15 protein-coding genes and 1 riboswitch are annotated in these 18,298 nt (G+C 57.0%); of the genes, 4 read left to right on the top strand and 11 right to left on the bottom strand.

Annotated elements, in window-relative coordinates; all coding sequences use genetic code 11:
• Positions 1-595 precede the first annotated feature (595 nt).
• The 5 genes from Q8N04_11700 to Q8N04_11680 form a co-directional block, all read right to left on the bottom strand.
• Positions 596-1,714, bottom strand: a complete 1,119-nt coding sequence (locus tag Q8N04_11700; protein MDP3091337.1) for an ISL3 family transposase — start codon at positions 1,712-1,714, stop codon at positions 596-598.
• A gap of 238 nt (positions 1,715-1,952) precedes the next feature.
• Entirely contained in the window at positions 1,953-2,102 is a 150-nt protein-coding gene (locus Q8N04_11695) for a hypothetical protein (protein MDP3091336.1), read from the bottom strand.
• 62 nt (positions 2,103-2,164) lie between these two features.
• Positions 2,165-3,187: a ribonucleotide-diphosphate reductase subunit beta gene (locus tag Q8N04_11690; protein MDP3091335.1), complete on the bottom strand. Its 1,023-nt coding sequence runs from the start codon at positions 3,185-3,187 to the stop codon at positions 2,165-2,167.
• Complete coding sequence (locus tag Q8N04_11685; protein ID MDP3091334.1) at positions 3,184-5,685, bottom strand: ribonucleoside-diphosphate reductase subunit alpha; 2,502 nt, start codon at positions 5,683-5,685, stop codon at positions 3,184-3,186. Before Q8N04_11685 ends, Q8N04_11690 begins: the two co-directional genes overlap by 4 nt.
• A 249-nt stretch (positions 5,686-5,934) precedes the next feature.
• Positions 5,935-6,141, bottom strand: a riboswitch (cobalamin riboswitch).
• A gap of 314 nt (positions 6,142-6,455) precedes the next feature.
• On the bottom strand, positions 6,456-6,746 hold the full coding sequence (locus tag Q8N04_11680; protein MDP3091333.1) for a HigA family addiction module antitoxin: 291 nt from the start codon (positions 6,744-6,746) through the stop codon (positions 6,456-6,458).
• Between the two features lie 235 nt (positions 6,747-6,981).
• Between Q8N04_11680 and Q8N04_11675 the strand changes: the two genes are divergently transcribed.
• Together Q8N04_11675 and Q8N04_11670 are read left to right on the top strand one after the other, a co-directional pair.
• Positions 6,982-7,212, top strand: a complete 231-nt coding sequence (locus Q8N04_11675; GenBank protein ID MDP3091332.1) for a hypothetical protein — start codon at positions 6,982-6,984, stop codon at positions 7,210-7,212.
• Positions 7,209-7,643 carry a PIN domain-containing protein gene (locus tag Q8N04_11670; GenBank protein ID MDP3091331.1) on the top strand — a complete coding sequence of 145 codons (435 nt, stop codon included), beginning with the start codon at positions 7,209-7,211 and terminating at the stop codon, positions 7,641-7,643. The genes Q8N04_11675 and Q8N04_11670 overlap by 4 nt, the downstream gene beginning before the upstream one ends.
• Before the next feature lie 57 nt (positions 7,644-7,700).
• On the opposite strand, the gene Q8N04_11665 is transcribed toward Q8N04_11670, so the two are convergent.
• Complete coding sequence (locus tag Q8N04_11665; GenBank protein ID MDP3091330.1) at positions 7,701-8,027, bottom strand: hypothetical protein; 327 nt, start codon at positions 8,025-8,027, stop codon at positions 7,701-7,703.
• 291 nt (positions 8,028-8,318) lie between these two features.
• Here Q8N04_11665 and Q8N04_11660 point away from each other — a divergent pair, with 291 nt between their 5' ends.
• Positions 8,319-9,089, top strand: coding sequence for a hypothetical protein (locus Q8N04_11660; protein MDP3091329.1), 771 nt, complete (start codon positions 8,319-8,321; stop codon positions 9,087-9,089).
• Between the two features lie 75 nt (positions 9,090-9,164).
• On the opposite strand, the gene Q8N04_11655 is transcribed toward Q8N04_11660, so the two are convergent.
• The 5 genes from Q8N04_11655 to galU form a co-directional block, all read right to left on the bottom strand.
• A complete protein-coding gene (locus Q8N04_11655) occupies positions 9,165-10,586 on the bottom strand; it encodes an HD domain-containing protein (GenBank protein MDP3091328.1) in 1,422 nt (473 codons plus the stop codon).
• A gap of 14 nt (positions 10,587-10,600) precedes the next feature.
• The gene (locus tag Q8N04_11650; protein MDP3091327.1) at positions 10,601-11,089 is read right to left on the bottom strand and encodes a DUF2062 domain-containing protein; all 489 of its coding nucleotides are present in this window, start codon (positions 11,087-11,089) and stop codon (positions 10,601-10,603) included.
• Positions 11,090-11,102: 13 nt separating this feature from the next.
• A complete protein-coding gene (thiL, locus tag Q8N04_11645) occupies positions 11,103-12,137 on the bottom strand; it encodes a thiamine-phosphate kinase (protein ID MDP3091326.1) in 1,035 nt (344 codons plus the stop codon).
• A gap of 11 nt (positions 12,138-12,148) precedes the next feature.
• Complete coding sequence (gene lon / locus Q8N04_11640) at positions 12,149-14,656, bottom strand: endopeptidase La (GenBank protein ID MDP3091325.1); 2,508 nt, start codon at positions 14,654-14,656, stop codon at positions 12,149-12,151.
• A 79-nt stretch (positions 14,657-14,735) separates the two neighbouring features.
• Positions 14,736-15,632 (bottom strand): UTP--glucose-1-phosphate uridylyltransferase GalU, encoded by an 897-nt coding sequence (galU, locus tag Q8N04_11635; protein ID MDP3091324.1) that lies wholly within the window; start codon positions 15,630-15,632, stop codon positions 14,736-14,738.
• 239 nt (positions 15,633-15,871) lie between these two features.
• Between galU and bamA the strand changes: the two genes are divergently transcribed.
• Positions 15,872-18,283: an outer membrane protein assembly factor BamA gene (bamA, locus tag Q8N04_11630; protein MDP3091323.1), complete on the top strand. Its 2,412-nt coding sequence runs from the start codon at positions 15,872-15,874 to the stop codon at positions 18,281-18,283.
• The last annotated feature ends 15 nt before the right edge of the window (positions 18,284-18,298 follow it).

Genomic DNA, 18,298 nt, shown 5'->3' with positions numbered 1-18,298 from the left:
ACGCCGGCCCTTACAGAAAGGCGAACGTCTGGCCGATCGCATCACCGCGCAACTCGCCGAAATGGCGCGCCGCCCCGCACTCGTCCGTTCGTTCTTCAGACATCCAAGTGTTGCCTATATTGCTGCCTGCTGAGTAATGGCGATGCCTGCATCTGGTTCTTGGACCCCGAGCAATGGAATAAACACGCTGTTGATCTGCGGAGCTTCACGGGGGCAGTCCTAACTACAGACGACCCCAATGCTCATGCATACAAACCGGTTGGTAAAACGATTCAAGGAATATTTGAGGAGTACAAGAAAGTAGGGAACAGAGACATTGCCCGACGTTACGCCTCTTGCCAGAAATAGGAGGTGGCTCCAGCAGAACGCTCTTTCGCACACAGATGGCTTTTATTACAGTCAGCGTTCACATCCCGCATGAACGCTTGCATTGACGCCGAGGATAAGTATGTCATTGCCACTCGTATCCGAGATTTGGCAATACATCTTGCACCTCCAGCAATACAAGATCATCTCCCTGCCCGAAAGACCGAGTGACTTCTCCTAATAAAAAAGGGGTTCATCTCCTCCCCGAGTGGGTGATTTCGGCCTGATTTCAGATCGGATCGAGCATGCAAGAGAGGACCTTGAGGCGCAAATACTCCTCGTTGCGTAGCCCGTAACTGCGCCGCTGAATGACGCGGATCTTGTTGTTGAACCCCTCGACGAATCCCAAGGCAACTTTGTTCTCCGGCTTGCAGTAGGCCGCGATACCGTCCCAGTACCGGTCGATCATCTCGGCGAACGTCTCGTGGGGCTTCAGGCGCTGCCATTTGAGCGATGTGCGCCAGTGCTCGAAGAAGCGCCGAGTCCAGCCTTCGCGCTCGTAGTCCCAGAGCTGCCCGAACTCCTCTTTGAGGAGGTAGGCCGTGTTCAACCGCTTGTTGGCCTTCAGCAGCAACCGCAGGCTTTGCCGGCCATCCGGCTTCAGGTTCTCCCGGTGCGAGAGTAGCGCGTACTTCTGGCCCTTGATGAACCGCCGATCCTTCCCCGTCACCCGGGAGTACTCGGCCTTGCGCACCGTGTCCAACGCCTCGCCGAGATGCCGCAGCACATGGAACGTGTCGAACAAGATGGCGGCTTGCGGCGCGTGCTCCGGCTTGCGCGTCGAGGTGCGGAACGCTTTCCACATGTCCCTCACGGCCAGCCGTATTGTCTTGCTTTGCGACACGCCCCGCCACTGGTAGAACTCGTCCATACTCACTTCTGAGCAGTCCTTGCCCCCGAACCAGATCGGCCGTCGTCGTTCCAAGTCGCTGACCACGATACGGCAGGTGTGCCCCTTGCGGATCGAGATCTCGTCGATCACGACTACCCTCGGAGCCGGCGTGCCCGCTCGACGAAACTGCTCCTGCATGTACTGCTCGTCGAGGGCCTTGATCGTTTTCCAGTCCAGCCGGGTTTCCTCGGCCACGTCCTTGATCGGCATGGTCCGGCAGCGCCGTCCCACGAAGAAGGCGAAGCGTTTGGTGTAGAACGGATTGTCCGCCAGCCAGTCCAAGATTTCCTGCTTCACCGTGCCGCACTGCTTGCACTCGACGCGACGAATCTCCACCTCCAGGTAGACCCGCGTGTCCCCGCAGGGCAGGTCGCGAACGCGGCGTGTCTTGCGGTCGTACCAGGATCGGGTGACCTGCCCGCACGCGCCGCATGCTGGTTTTTTCCCCGCCGGCACAGGTGGATGACGCGGGCCTTCGGGTCACCGATGATGCCCTGTCCCGTTGGCGTTGGCCGGAAGCCGGGGAAGCGGTAGGTGTCCCAGAGGTGTCGGTGTATGTGCATCCGGCAATCATGCCAGATTTCCAGACCCCGTAGAACGCAGCGTTCACGCCCCTATCCCCCTGAAAATGTCGTTTCTCGCGCTTCGTTTACCCACTCACCACGGAGAAGAACCCTTATTTGTATATCCATTATCAAAGATGAAACCGACGCCGCGACCGGGCGGCGCTCGTCTGAAGATCGGCCGCTGTGCTCTTATTCGACCACAATGATTCGAGCGCTTTTTTGAGTTCCCGGCCGACACCGATACGAGGATGCCCCAGACAGGTTGCAAGTATGGCCATGATGCTGTCTCCTTTCGACAAGCTGGAAACCGGTGTGGATCGACGACCAAGCTTTCCCGAGATTAGAAGGCGGCATCGAACGCCACAATCCCGGTCACCCCAACTTGATAGGCGGAGACCCGTCGCTCGAAGAAGTTGGCAAGCTCTTGGACGTCCTGGAGATTCATAAAGTCAAAGGGATTTCTCGTCCCATACTGCTTCGAGAGACCGAGGGTCGCCAGCCGTTGATCCGCCACGAACTCGAGGTACTGTCGCACGTCACGCATGGAGAGGCCTGCCACGCCGCCGCCGAGCAGATCTTCCGCAAAGGCAGTTTCGCACGCCACCGCGTCATCCATCATCCGGCGAATGTCGGCTTCGAGGGCTTCGTCAAACAACTCGGGTTCTTCACGGCGCACCTGGTTCACGACTTCGAAAGCAAAAGCCATGTGCGCGCTCTCGTCCCGAAATACCCAATTGGTGCCGCCGGCGAGTCCATGCAAGAGACCGCGTGAGCGCAGGAAGTACACATAAGCGAATGCGGCGAAGAAAAAGAGCCCTTCGATACAGGCTGCGAAACAGATGAGGTTTTTCAAGAACTGGCTGCGCATCTCACGAGAATCCAGCCGTTCCAGATGCTGGAGCGAGTCGATCCACTTGAAGCAGAACTCCGCCTTTCTCCGAACCGACGGGATGGTTTCGACCGCGGCAAAAGCTGAGAACCGTTCGTCGGGATCCGGCATGTAGGTATCGATCAGCGTTAAATAGAACTGGACATGCAGGGCTTCTTCATACAGTTGGCGCGACAGATACATCCGCGCCTCAGGCGCATTGATGTGTTTGTAGAGATTGAGTACGAGATTGTTCGCCACGATGGAGTCGCCGGTAGCGAAGAATGCCACGAGACGATGGACCAGGTGACGTTCTGCAGCGCTCATCTTCGTACGCAGATCGCCCACGTCAGTGGAAAAGTCGACCTCCTCCACGGTCCAGGTATTTTTGATGGCGGAACGGTACATCTCAAAAAATACCGGATAGGCCATAGGACGGAGCGTCAGACACATACCGGGATCAAGGAGCCGTAGGGGACGATCAATAGCGCTCATTGGCAGGCCTCACAGCTCTCAGGGTTATCGAGGGAACATGCGACAGAAGCAGAGGCTTGCCCTCCTTGTGGTGAGGCCGCTATCCATCCGGGATCGGCCTGCGGACGGGCGCCGCCGTTCGGCGATCCATCCGATGCCGTTTGCACCGTGGCCTTCGTGATCCGTGTCGCCGGCCTGGAGCGCAAGTAGTACGTCGTTTTCAGCCCCTTCTTCCAGGCATAAAAGTACATGCTCGACAGTGACCCGATATTTGGATTCTCGATGAACAGATTCAACGACTGACTTTGGTCGATGAAGGCCCCGCGATCGGCCGCCATGTCGATCAAAGACCGCATGGGAACCTCCCATGCCGTCCGATAGACGGCGCGGACGTCCGGAGATAATTCCTCCATCGACTGGACGGACCCTTCTGCCAACTTGAGTCGCGCCCGCATGGCGTCGGTCCACAAACCTTGTGCTTTGAGTTCGCTCACGAGGTATCGGTTCACTTGTAGAAAGTCGCCCGACAAGGTCTCGCGTTTGAACAGATTGGAGATCTGCGGTTCGATGCACTCGTAACAACCGGCGATTGACGCGATGGTGGCCGTGGGAGCGATTGCAATCAGCAACGAATTGCGCAGTCCGTGCGTCCGGATCCGGGCACGCAACGTGTCCCACCGTTCGGCATCTTGCGGTGAGACACCCCAGGCATCGAACTGCAGTTCACCTCGCGCCGCCCGTGTGTCCTCAAACGCGGGATGCCTCCCCTTGACGATCGAGAGCTCGACCGAAGCCGAGAGCGCGTGGAAATACACGTGCTCCGCAATGCGAGCCGACAGCGTCCGCGCGTCGGGCGCGTCGAACGGAAGGCGCATCTGGAAAAACACATCTTGCATGCCCATGAGCCCCAGGCCCACCGGACGCCAGCGAAGATTCGACGACCGTGCCGCAACGATCGGATAATAGTTGAGATCAATGACACGATCGAGTTGGTGAACGGCGCTCCGCACGGTTCGTGCTAGCCTTTCAAAATCAAGGGTCACCGTCCCGTCAGTGGCGATGACTGTGTGGCGTCCGAGATTGATCGAACCAAGATTGCAGACCGCAGTTTCATCTCGCGACGTCACTTCGATAATTTCCGTGCAGAGGTTCGACAGATGGACTGTCCGACCCGGCAGAGCCGTCTGGTTACAGGCCCGGTTGGACTTGTCCTTGAACGTCATCCAGCCGTTGCCGGTTTGCGCCAGCGTGCGCATCATACGTCCATACAGATCGCGGGCCTTGATGGTTTTCGCCGCGAGGCCGGCCTTCTCGGCTTGTTCATACGCCTGTACGAACGCGTCACCGTAGAGATCCGGCAGTTCCGGAACTGTTTTCGGATCGAATAGGCTCCATTCCTTATCCGATTCCACCCGCGCCATGAAGAGGTCGGGAACCCAGTTGGCCAGGTTCAAGTTATGCGTGCGACTGGCCTCGTCTCCGGTGCTATCACGCAATTCTAGAAAGTCTTCGATATCGGCATGCCAGGGTTCCAGATAGACACAGCAGGCCCCTTTGCGTTTCCCTCCTTGATTCACCGCGGCGACAGATGCGTCGAGCGTTTTCAACCAGGGGATGATCCCGCTTGAGTGCCCGTTCGTGCTATCGATGAGCGACCCGCGCGAACGCACGCGGTGGTAGGCAAGCCCAATGCCTCCTGAAAACTTCGAGAGCATCGCAACGTCCGTGTAGCGCTGGTAAATATGTTCAAGATGATCGTCGGGAGAATCCAGAAGGAAACAGCTCGACAACTGCTCATGTCGCGTGCCGGCGTTGAAGAGGGTCGGCGAGCTGGGAAGGTATTCCAGAGATGACAACAGACGATACAGCTCCAGCGCATCCGAAACCGTCTCGGCAAGAGCACATGAAATGCGCAAGAAAAACTGCTGCGGCGTCTCGATGACCTGCCGATTTGTGGGATGCTTCAGCAGATACCGATCATAGATTGTGCGGAGGCCGAAATACTCGAACTCGCGGTCACGCTTGGGATCGAGCGCATCGTTCAATTTGCGGCTATTCTGGACCACAAAATCCAGAAGTCGGTCGTTCACTAGACCCAGCCGGTGACCCGCGGCAATGGACTGGGAAAATGCATGAATTTCCTGATTGCGAACTTCTTTGTCGATATAGGTCGCGAGCAGCCTAGCTGCTAACTTTGCATACTGCGGTTCTTCCACAATGAGTCCGGCAGCCGTCTGAATGGACAGCCGGTCAAGTTCACGGGTTGTCGCTCCGTCATAGAGACCACTGATCGTTTTAGTGGCGATTCGAAGTGGATCGATATCGGAAAGGCCTGCGCAGCAACGATCGACGGCACGCACGATCTTAGTAACATCGACAGGCTCAGACGAGCCATTGCGCTTTTTCACGCGCATGGTCTGCTGGGGATGCGCATCCTCGGCTAGGAGATCTTGAGGCGGGTCTTGTTCGGATGTGGCCGCGGGGCTCGTACTTCTTGAAATAGGTTCGCTGGGCATCATGTGCTCCTCCTTCAACGGGTTATGCAAAAGGGAAGACCCTTTGTGTAGGACCGCGAGGAGAAGTAGCCAGGCGAGATGCGCGCGAACATGCGACGGTATCTCGGACCGACCTTCACCCCCACGGGTGACTGCAAAACCATATGAGGGGGGGGTGGTCGTGAACGAGAACGGAAGAGGGGACTGGATCCGAACCAGCTCAGACCGATGGACCTCCCTCGAGGTTTCCAGGTCGAACCGGCTCAGGTTGTCTCTCCCGTGCCGGATGCTGGCAGGTCTTCGGGCTCGCGAGCACTTCGGCCTTCGCCGAGTTCCTACTCTCCACCGCTTCCCAGCTCCAAGAGCCAGTGCGTGTCGTGGATTCGTTCTCGCTTACCGCTGCGGGGCAGTCCCGGATTCGCACCGGGTTCCCTTTTACTCTCCGAGAAAACTCAGAGAACCAGTATGGACGGCATACTATTGTGGCATTTGATTTTTGTCAACATAGGGTTCGGCGGATTCATTCGATCCACGCAACACCCCCGAGATACAGTGGAGTGGCGCTCTATTGGACGACCGTTGCCGGAGGCCGGATCCTCTGGACAACGGACCGGAATTCCACGGGACGGCATTGGATGCATGGGGTACGGCTGCACTTCATCAGTCCCAGATCGTGATTGACGCCTGGCGCAGAAAATATCATGGGTGTAGGTGTGGGTCATAGGTGTGTAGGTGTGGGGTCATTGCTTGACTTTGCATCGCATCACCCGCCTGTACTGACCTGCAGTACAAAGTTACGCAATGACCCCGCCTTTGATATTCACGATTTGGCGTTTGGCAACTCGCAGATCGAACCCATTCTGCAGTCCCATCCAGAGTTCAGAGGAGGTTCCTAGATATTTTGCCAGGCGCAACGCGGTGTCGGCGGTGATAGCTCGCTTCCCGTTCACAATGGCGCTGATCCGCCCAGGCGGGACGCCGATATTGCGCGCCAGCCGGTTGATGCTGATATCCATGGGCGCCATGAATTCCTCGAACAGAATCTCTCCCTGATGGATAGGATCAAGTAACGGTTTTCGTGCCATGACGTATCCAATGATCGTTGAGCGACGAAGCCCGCTACAAAATCCTGAGGGCAGTTTCTTTCGCCTCTCGTCGTAGGGCAAGACCTGAGGGGGATAAGAAGGTGTGAAGGGGCCCTAACGACGCGTGAATTTTCGACACAAGGATGAGTAAATGACATTTCGCCAGGGTCTGTCTTGTCGCGATGGTGAGCCCGTGTTACACTGATCCTGTGTTTGGTGTGACGGGAGGGGGCTGATGGCGAATCTTACGATTGCGATTGAAGAGATGGTGTTGAAACAGGCCAGGCTCCGCGCCCTGGAAGAGGGCACGTCCGTGAATGCGGTGTTGCGAAAGTATCTGGAAGACTACGGGGGAATGCGCTCTCGTCAGGAACAGGCCGTCACGGATTTGCTTCGCCTCGCCAAGGTTTCACCCGCCCGGCGTGGCGCCAAGCGGTGGACCAGGGATGATTTGCACGACCGATGAGTGAGCGGATCTTCCTCGACACGAATATTCTGGTATATCTCTTCGATCACGACTCGCCTGAGAAGCAGCGCCTTGCCCGCGAGATCCTCGCGAAGTATGGACCCACAGGGAGCCTCTTGCTGAGCACGCAGGTCCTGCAAGAGTTTTATGTCACCGTGACGAAAAAACTGGCCGTGCCCCTTGCTGTAGAAACGGCAGCTCAGGCTGTCAGCGACTTGGCGGCGTTGCCGCTTATTCCCATCGATTCTGCGCTGATCCTTTTGGCCATCCGGAGAAGCCATATGGCGCGGCTTTCGTTCTGGGATGCCCTCATCATCGAAGCGGCCCTAGCCGGCAAGGCAACACATCTCTATTCCGAGGACTTGCAACATCACCAGCAATTCGATGGCCTCCGTGTCGTCAATCCATTTCTCTCTGCCGCATCAACGTAACTGTCTCGATTCCGGCCAGGTGTTGGATTGCAAGAGAGCAGGCGCGATCGGCTTCCGCTAGTTCGGCGAGATTCCTAATCCCCCAAGCAGCGGCATGAGCGCCGCTTCACCCGGGCCTTGGCCGTTCTTCATGGCATCGCTGATTTCATCAAGGAGTTGGCCTGCCTGTGGATTCAGATTCTTGAGCTTTTCCCCCAGATGTCCGGACATCATGCCTTGTTGAACCTCTGCCTCTGAAAGTTTGCCTTCTTTGATGCCTTGCTGAAGGTGTTGGGCGAGAGCTTGCACCTTTGCCAAAAGGTCGGAAGGCATGCTGTTCAAAATTTTAGCGGCTTCTCCCGTTCCCATTTGAGCGGTACAGGGGAATGCCAGCAGTCCAATCAATCCACAGGTCATCATGGCGGTTCTGTAGTCGAATCGCATGGGGATTCCTCCGATCGTTCAGCGCCCAATCAGTTCATAGGCCTCTGCACATTATCTTCTTCCATCGACTAGGTGAATAGAAAATTCATGAATCCATAAGGAATGCTTGGACGGCTGTTCAGGGGCTGGATGGAGGGGAGAGCCCCGCAATAGGACAATGTCCGGACTGCTTGGAAAAGAGAATCCCCTAGGTGCTGAGGGGGACCAGTGCTATCGTGAGCCCACTATAGTGTTGTTGCATGAGGAGGCACGATGTTGGCAGGGATCGAAATACCCGATGTTACGCTCTACTTGGTGGCTGTCCTGGCGCTCTTGGTCATCTGGCAGTACTACAAGATGCAGATCATGGCCGGCCGAATTCTGGCGGTTGATATCTTCGACCGGTCAGGAATTCGCATGTATTTCTATGTGACGGCCGATGATGATCATATCTGCGACGTTTGTTCAGACGCGAACGGGCGCGTGTTTTCATCGTCTCAAGTCGCGAAGCGGTCATTCTCTCCACTGGACGGAAAGTGTAAACGGGCGGTGCCTTGTGCCAGCGTCCTTGTAGGTTTGTACGGAGGATGGCTTGAGGCCAGGGGCGTATTAGAGCGATTGCGGGCGAATCTCAGAAGCGGGCAAAGCATCCAACTATCCCCTGAAGAAATGCGCGCCATGGTGAATGGACAGTGGGAACGCAGCATCAGCGCGGATACGGACCGTCTGGGGATCCACATCATTGAAGCCATGTGTTACGAAAAAATAAATGCGGATGTTGCGATCGCCGGGTATCGTTTTGTCGTCGACCAGGCCAAGGAAATTCGACATCTGATGTTGTTGGTGCCTGCCTACCTTCGACTCACCCAGCTGTTGATCAGAACAGGGGAAGCGGCTGAAGCCCTTGAGCTGGTCGAACGGTTCGAAACACGCTTCCCGACCAATAGACGAGGACCGCATTTCCCCTCCGATGAGCAGCGCGAGATGATGCGGACTAAGAAGACGCAACTGCTGAAGGGCCTGCCGCTGGAGATTCCGGCCTAAACATTCCGTCTGTGTGCGCTCGATCGAGCGGTCGATAACGAAAGCGTGTCCGGCAGTCGATCGGCGAGAATCCCACTAATAATTTGATTCAAGGCTGGAGGGAGTCTTGTTGAGGACGGTGGCTGTGGCGCGCGATAAGGCTGCGTCATGGCGGTGATCCAGCCCGTAGACTCTGAACTGAATCAGGCGGGTCGGAAGCAAATCGAGAAATTCTTCCAGCGGGTCGGCTGAGACCTGTCTGGTCCCGGGGTCATAGACATAGAGCGGATTCCCTCGGCGATCTTTCGGATCCGGCCGTGGGTCGAGCGGGGCCATATCGACACGAAACTCCACCTTCCTCAGTTCTTTGGGCAGCTCCTTCGCAATTTGCAGCGCGAATTGCTCGTGACTCGGGAATGCCATGCCCCGTTCCTGCCCCTTCTCCTTCAATGCCGTGCTATAGGCCATCTTCCACTTCACATCGCGATCCAGGATGCGCGCCCATTCCTGGCCGAGCTGGCGGTGCGCTTTCTGGCGGGAGGTCGCCCATTGGCGGACCTCCTCCAGTAGCGACCAGTCGGTGAGTCTCAGATAGTCTTCCATCTTTTTGCGCGGATCGTTCGGGAACAGGAGCTTCATTGTGTCCCCGAAAATGTCCCGCAGGTGGATGTCGATGGCTCTCGTCGTGCGATGAAAATACACGTTGGAATAGAGGTACATCCTGGTGTTCAGGAACATTTGCAAGGCCGGGAGCCCGGTCTTGTGGATGGTGAATCCTTTGTCGGTGATGATGGTGTAGTGGATTAGTCGAGTCAGATCGACAGGGCCCACGGCCACGCCACACATGTACGAGTCGCGGAGCACATAGTCCAGGTTGTCGCCGGTATAGCTGCCGGAGATGACCGGTTGCAGCATGTCGAGCCAACGCGGGATCTTGGAATTGTCCTTCCCCTTTTCCTTCAGGATCAGATGGGCGATCTGATCGGGGTTCAGTTCTTCCCCTTTGTCAAAAGGCCCTGACGGGCTGCGCCGGATTTTCCGAATAATGGATCCGAGATGTTCGCGGACAATGATCTGTCCCAGCTTTTCGTGGGTGAGATGAAACCCGTGGAGATAGTTGTCGTCGAAGAAGTGACAAAAGGGGCCGTGGCCGATGTCATGGACTAATGCGGTCACTCGCAGCAGTTCCTCGACATAGTTGGCCGAAGGGACGTCCTTCACGACTTTCTTGAGATAGGGGTACAGATGCCGGGCGAACCGTCCGGCCACGTGCATGGTGCCGAGAGAATGGACGAACCGTGTATGTTCTGCCGAGGGATAGACCCAGCGCGCACTCTGGAGCTGATAAATGTAGCGGAGCCGTTGGACCCAGGGTGAATCGATCAGATCCTTTTCCGTGCGTTCGTGAGGATCGGGAATCGCATAGGGAACGGTGAACGAGACATACTTGTGGATCGGATCGGCGATGAGGGCGGAGCCGTCATAGGGGGCGTTGATGGGTTCGTCAACCTGTTGCATACGTAATCTGCATCTTAGCCCAGCGGATCATGGGGCGGCAATGGCGCAAGATCGTGTGGGGAGTGCGAGCGGCGATATTTCGAAATGAAATAGCAGGCGGCGGGATACGCCAGGAGCGATCCGATAAGGCTGAGGACGATACCCCCCAGGGCAAATGGCACGGCATAGGGGAGCATTTGTTGGTAGAGGGCGGCGAAACTGAGGTCGTGCCAATCGAAAACCGGCGTATCGGTTCGCCCGATCAGCAGGGCCCCGCTCCAGTAGGTTAGGCCGAGAATCGGGATGATCGTCCAGGGATTGTTGATGAGGGCTCCGGCCAGCAGAGCCACAAAATTGAGTTCGAACAGCCAAGTGAACAAGCCAACGAGAATCATGTGAAAGCCATAGGCCGGACAGAAGGCGACAAATACCCCGAGGGCAAAAGCAAAGGCGGTTCGCTGAGGCGACTCTTGAAGGTGCAGCACCTGGCGAAGGAGTGAGCGGAACGATCTGCTGTCAGCCACAATGTCTCATGCGTTAGGTGAAATGGCGGTAACTGGTGACGGGCAATGGTACTCTGGTGCCATCGGAAGCGAGGGATTGCAGGCCGAATCGGCGTGGACGAATCGTCCCGATTTTGGTGATCGGGCATCGCCTGGCTCGGGCCTGACGTATGAGCTTCTGCTCATTGAGTGCAGCGACAGTAAAAAGCAGTTCATAGTCTTCCCCGCCCGCCAGCGCCAGCGTGCTGGGATCCACTTCTTGCTTGTCGGCATAGGCTCGACAGGCCGGTGAAATGGGGAGGCGCGAGAGCTCAATCTCTGCCCCTACCTGGCTGGCTTCGCACACATGGCGGAGATCCCCGGAGAGTCCGTCTGAGAGATCGATCATTGCAGTCGCTAACGGTGCCTGATTGAGCCAGAGGCCTTCCCGTACCCGGGCGGTCGGGTGTTGGTGCCGGTCGATCAGAAAATCCCGGTCGGCTCTCGTCAGCCGGGTTTCTTGGTGTGGCGTGCGACAGCGTGTGAGGAGTTGAAGCCCTGCGAGCGAATCTCCGAGCGTGCCGGTGACGTAGATCCCGTCTCCGGCTCGTGCACCCTTTCGAAACAAGGCACGGCCCTCTGGAGTAGTGCCGAGCACCATGATGCTCAGGAAGAGGCCTTGGAGTGAGGCCGACGTATCGCCACCGATCAGATGCATATGGTACTGGTCACTTGCCGACATAAGCCCTCTGTATAACGCGAGGATGTCGGCGGCGCAGAGTGTGGGCGGAATCGCAATCGATACCAGAAGAAACCGAGGGGTGGCGCCCATGGCCGCGACATCGCTCAGATTAGCCATCGCCGCTCGATAGCCGACTGACGCTGGCGAGGTTGTGCGTAGGTCGAAATGGATGCCTTCGGTCAGGAGGTCGGTGGTGAGCACGGCCCAGTCGCCGGCGGGGATCGAGACAACCGCGGCATCATCCCCGATGCCTTTCCGAATCAACGGACTGCGCCGCTCATGCCGGCGCTGGAGTTGCCGGATGAGCGGAAATTCCTGGATGGGCTGTGTGGCCTTGCGGCGGGCCATAGGTGCCAACGTTATGGCCGGAGGTGAGCGGGCAAGGCCATGATGGTGGCCCGTGTGGCTCCCCCTCCGGCGGTTCTTCGGCTCTTCTGTGTCCGCGAGGGTTTACTCCGTGCGGCCGCCGACGGGGTGGAATTCTTCTTGGGCGCTGCCGTGGCCTTCGGCTTTCGGCGCAGGGCTACCTTCATGACATCGTCCATGGTGTCGGCAAAGTGCAGCTGGATGCCCTTTAGGATGTGTTTGGGGATTTCTTCCAAGTCTTTCTTGTTCCGCCGCGGGAGGATCACGGTCGTGAGCATGGCCCGTTTGGCTGCGAGAATCTTTTCTTTGAGTCCCCCGATGGCCATGACGCGGCCACGCAAGGTAATTTCACCGGTCATGGCCAGATCTCGCCGGACAGGAATGCCCGACAGCGCCGAGGCAATCGCGGTGGCCATGGTAATGCCGGCGGAGGGTCCGTCTTTGGGGATGGCTCCGGCCGGGACATGGATGTGGAGATCCTGCTTGCTGAACATGTCCGGATTGAGATTGAGGGTTTTTTCACGTGACCGCACATAGCTGAGGGCGGCCTGGGCGGATTCCTTCATCACGTCGCCGAGATGTCCGGTGAGTGTCAGATGGCCCTTCCCCTTCATCGCCGTGGCTTCGATATAGAGGACATCGCCGCCCGACTCAGTCCAGGCCAATCCGGTGGCGACACCGATTTCATCTTTTTCGAGTTCGGCCTCCGGGACATATTTGGGGACGCCCAAGTATTTGTGCAGGTTTGCTGGATTGACGGGGAAGCCCTGGCCTTTCCCTTCGGCGACTTTCTTGGCGACCTTCCGCATCACGTTGGCGATTTCGCGTTCCAGATTTCGCACACCGGCTTCACGCGTATAGTTGGTGATGATCTGCCGAAGCGCGGGGTCGCTCACCTTCACATGCTTGGTGGTGATGCCGTGTTCAGTCAGCTGCCGGGGAATCAAGTAGGTTTGCGCGATGCCCAGCTTTTCTTCTTCGGTGTACCCGGGAATTTCAATGATCTCCATCCGGTCGCGCAGGGCCGGAAGAATCGGATCGATCAGATTCGCCGTGGTAATGAACATGACCTCAGTCAGGTCAAATGGCACGGCGAGATAGTGGTCGGTAAATGCGTTGTTTTGCTCGGGGTCCAACACTTCGAGCAGCGCGGCTGAAGGATCTCCTCGAAAGTCCATGCCGACTTTGTCGACTTCGTCGAGCATGAAGACGGGGTTAGCTGTTCCGGCCTGCTTCATCCCTTGAATCAGGCGGCCGGGGAGCGCGCCGACATAGGTGCGGCGATGGCCGCGGATTTCGGCTTCGTCGCGCACGCCGCCGAGGCTGATGCGGACGAATTCCCGTCCCAAGGCTTTGGCGATGGATTTTCCCAGCGATGTTTTTCCGACACCCGGAGGGCCGACGAAGCAGAGAATCGGCCCTTTCATTTTCTCTTTGAGTTTCCGGACGGCCAGGTACTCGAGTATGCGCTCTTTCACTTTTTCGAGATCGTAGTGATCCTCATTGAGCACCCGGGCGGCGGCTTTGAGGTCGAGGTTGTCTTTGGACCGTTTCGACCAGGGGAGCTCAACCATCCATTCGAGATAGGTGCGGACTGTGGCGGACTCCGCGGTATCCGGATGCATCTTCTCCAGCCGCTTCAGCTGTTTCTCCGCTTCTTTCAAGACCTTTTCCGGCATCTTGGCCTCGGCGATCCGTTTCCGGAACTCCGTCACTTCTTCCGCCCGCTCGTCGAGTTCCCCCAGTTCTTTTTGGATCGCTTTGAGCTGTTCGCGCAGGAAGTATTCCCGCTGCGTTTTGTCCATCTCGCCCTTGGCCTGGGCCTGAATCTTTTGCTGCATCGAGAGGACTTCGATTTCTTTGCCGAGAATGTCGCTGACCCGTCGGAGCCGCTGGATCGGGTCCGGAAGCTCCAGGACGCTTTGCGTGACATCGACTTTGAGACCGAGGTTTGACGCCACCATGTCGGCCAGGCGTCCGGGCTCTTCCAGATTCTCGATGACGACCATGACGTCGGGAATCAGGACTTTGCCCAGGCTGACGATCCGTTCGATCTGCTCCTTGACCGTTCGCATGACGGCCTCGGATTCCAACGTCGTGGCCGTGATCTTGGTGTCGGGCATCTTGTCGATGCGCACGGAGTAGTAGGGGTCGGATTGAATGTAATTCGTGACCTTGGCTTTGGCGATGCCTTGCACGAGAATCTTGATCCGTTCATCGGGCAGCTTGAGCATGCGCATGATGATGCCGACGGTACCGATCGCATGAATGTCTTCGGGTTTTGGATTCTCGACGTCGAGCGCCTTCTGGGTGGCCAGGAAGATCATGCGATTGCCGGCCAGGGCTGCTTCGATGGCCTTGATGGACATCTCGCGTCCGACAAACAGCGGTAACACCATATAAGGGAAGACGACAATATCGCGAACGGGCAAGAGCGGCAGCTGGTCCGGGACTTCTACGTTCTGCGGGGGCTGAAGATCTTGTTCAATCGAGTCAGTCATGGAGCATCTGCCCTTTTCTGCGTTGGTGTTCCAAGCGAGCGGTGATCCACCCGGCGTTGCGGCGGTTGTGGTCCTGCGATCAGGTACGACGAGTGCCTGTGGCCGGACGCATTCTGTTTGAGAGGTATTCGTGAAAGTCAGGCCCGAGGGAGGGGTTCTTGAGCGCAAACTCTACCGTTGCAATTAAGAATCCCAACTTGTCTCCCGCATCGTGGCGGTGTCCCACCACTTCATGGGCATACATGGGCATTTTTTTTGCCAGTTCTTTCAAGGCATCGGTCAATTGGATCTCTCCGTTTTTCCCCGGGCGTGTCTTTCGTAGGATCGGGAAAATCTCCGGCGGAAGGATATAGCGGCCAATGACCGCGAGATTGGACGGCGCCTCGGCCGGCGACGGTTTCTCGACCAGGTCGTCCACGCGATGCAGGCCTTTCCCAAGCTTCGTCGGCGTGACAATCCCGTACCGGCCCACATCTTGTTTCGGGACTTCTTGTACACCCAGGACGGCCCCATGGCGTTTCTTGTATATGTGGATGAGTTGCGCGAGTGCCGGGACCTGGGCATCGATGATTTCATCCCCGAGGATGACCGCGAAGGGTTCATCGCCGATCAGATGCTGCGCGCAGAGAACGGCATGGCCCAATCCCAAGGCTTCCGACTGGCGGACATAGCAAAAATTCGCGAGGTTCGAAATCTGGCGGATCTGGTTGAGCATCTGGGACTTGCCGGTCCCTTTAAGATTTTCTTCCAGTTCGACGGAGCGGTCGAAGTGATCTTCGATGGCGCGTTTGCCCCGGCCCGTGATGACGATGATATCTTCGATGCCGGAGGCGACGGCTTCTTCAACCGTGTATTGGATCAACGGTTTGTCGACCAGCGGCAACATCTCTTTCGGGGAAGCTTTTGTGGCGGGAAGGAAACGAGTGCCGAGGCCTGCCGCAGGGATAATGGCTTTTCTGACGGTGTGCGATGACATCGGAGGGATAGTATGTGATGGGTGAAGTGAAGTCAAGAAATGGGCAATCTTTCTCGGCCGATTCACGCGGCGGTTCCGGTGTCTCCATACTCCTTTACATCATTGAAAGGGCTCAATATAATCCGAGAGTTTTGCGCCATGGGTCGCATCTGCATTCACTGCACAGCGAGTGAGGGGCGTTCTCTTACCGAGAGGAGCGCCGCGACGGTGCTTCCTCAGAATAGGATCGGCCGAGTGACATGACTTCGGCTCAGGCCTTGCGTGTGTTTCGGATAGGGTCGCAGGACATCGTGGCCGTCTACACTATTATGGTAGGGGGATCTGGGTTTGTGTTGTTGAGCGGGTATGGCAAGCTCCCATGGTGTGTCGTGATGCTGGTGCTCATCCTTTCTTGCCTGGCGGTGGGGGATGTGGTCGCTCAGATTGCCGGCATTAAGGTCAAGACCATCGAGATCCGTGGAAATAAGCGGATCGAGTTGCCGGCGATCGCCGGGCGCCTGACCCTTAAGGTCGGTGATCCGTACCAGCCGGAAACGGTCCGTGGACAAGTCAAAATTCTGTACGATACGGGGTTTTTTGAGGATGTGCAGGTCGAGACGGAAGCGGGTGAAGGAGGCACGGCGGTCGTCTTTGTCGTGCGGGAGAAGCCCTTCATTACCGAGATCGTGTACGACGGAAATGAAAATCTGAGCGACGATAAGCTCAAAGAGAAGACCACGATCAAGAGCCAGTCCTTTCTGGATCAGCAGCAGGCCAAAGAAAGCGCTGAGAAAATCCGCCTGGCCTACCAGGAAGACGGCTACTACAACGCGCAGGTGATCCCGGTCGTGCAAACCTTGGACGAAGACCGCAAGCGTCTGACTTTCTTTGTGAAGGAAGGGGACAAGGCGCGGGTGAAGGCTGTCGTCTTTGAAGGCATGCGCGCGGCGACGAAAGAGGAAGCCTTCAAGGTCACAGCCACGCGCGAGTGGATTCCCTGGTACGGGCTCTTCACGCAATTGAAGTTGCCCTCGTTCTTATCGGACGCCGGCATTCTGAAACATGATGAGTTGGCGAACGACGTCGAGCGGGTGAAGGAAATCCTGCTGAACAAGGGGTACCTGAATGTGCAGGTCGGATTGCCCACGGTGGAGCTGACGGAAGACAAGAAGTGGTTCATTATCACCTACAATGTGTCGGAGGGAGAACCCTTTACGGTCGCGGAGGTCGGCTTTCGGGGGTACACCGTTTTCGAGGAAGCGGAGCTTCGTGACAAACTGAAAATCAAGGACGGCGAGATCTTTCAGCGGGCCAAAATTCGCGATGAAATCACCCGTCTCACGGACATGTACGGCAGTAAGGGCTATGCGTTTGCCGATGTCGTGCCGAATGTGAATCCGAACAATGAAGAGCGCACCGCCAGCATCATTCTCAGCATCAAGGAAGGTGAGATGATGCGGATCCGGCAGATCAATATCAACGGGAACGACAAGACCCGCGACAACGTGATTCGCCGGGAAATCCGCGTCGACGAGCAGGATGTCATCGACACGCCCTCGCTGAAGCGGAGCTTCCAGCGCCTGAATAACCTGAACTTTTTCGAGACGGTTGAAATTCTTCCGGCGCAAGTCGAGGCCGACAAGGTCGATCTGAATGTGCGGGTCAAGGAGAAGCCCACCGGCCAGTTCAGTATCGGCGGCGGATTCAGCACGCTGGACAAGCTCGTGGCCATTGCGGATATCACCGAAGGCAATCTCGGCGGCAACGGCTACATGGGCCGTATCCGTGGCCAGCTCGGGCAGCAACGGACCCTCGGCCTCATCACCTTCCGCAATCCCTACTTGAATGACAGCCTGACGTCGGTTCAGCTCGATATTTATCGCAGCATGACGAACTTTATTTCCTATTTCGAAGAGAAGTCAGGCGCCAGCGTGACGTTTGGGCGGTGGCTGTCCGAGTATGTGACCGGAAGCATCAGTCTTGTAGCTGAACAGTTGAATTTTAAGGATCCTCAGGTCGGACTTTGTCCGGATCTCTTGCCGCTGATTTGCCGGCAGCTCGGTAATCAGACGACGACGGGGTTCCGGACGACCATGTTCCGGGATACCCGGGACTATTTCCTGGACCCTCGAGCCGGCTGGCGAGTCGGCGGCGGTGTCGACTACGGCACGCCGTTCCTCGGAGGGTCCAATAATTTCGTGAAGTATTATCTCGATGTGAGCAAGTATACCCCCCTGCCGTTTGATACGCGATTCTCAGTCCGGGCGCGTTTCGGAGCCATTGAAGGCATCGGCGGGAAACCGATCCCGCTGACCGAGCGGTTTTTCGTCGGCGGTATCAATACCATGCGCGGATTCGTGTTCGGACGAGCCGGCCCCGTGGTCCCGAATATCTTTTCAATTATCGGAGCGTCAAAGGAGTTGATATTCAACTTTGACTATATCTTTACGATTTCAGCCGATGCCAAACTCAACGGCGTGATCTTCTTCGATTACGGGAAGGGTTTCGATGACAATGAGAAATTTTCGCTGAACCTGCGGAAAGCAGCTGGTATTGAAGGGCGCTGGATTTCCCCGTTTGGACCGTTGCGCGTCGCCTACGGACTCAATCTCGCCCCGCAGACCGGAGAGCGGACCGGGGTATTTGAATTTACGATCGGGTCACTGTTCTAGTAGGTGACGGAAGGA

Origin of the sequence: Nitrospira sp., assembly GCA_030692565.1 — a bacterium.
GTDB lineage: Bacteria > Nitrospirota > Nitrospiria > Nitrospirales > Nitrospiraceae > Nitrospira_D.
The sequence above is the reverse complement of the archived record's forward strand: the minus strand, read 5'-3'. Positions and strand labels throughout refer to the sequence as shown.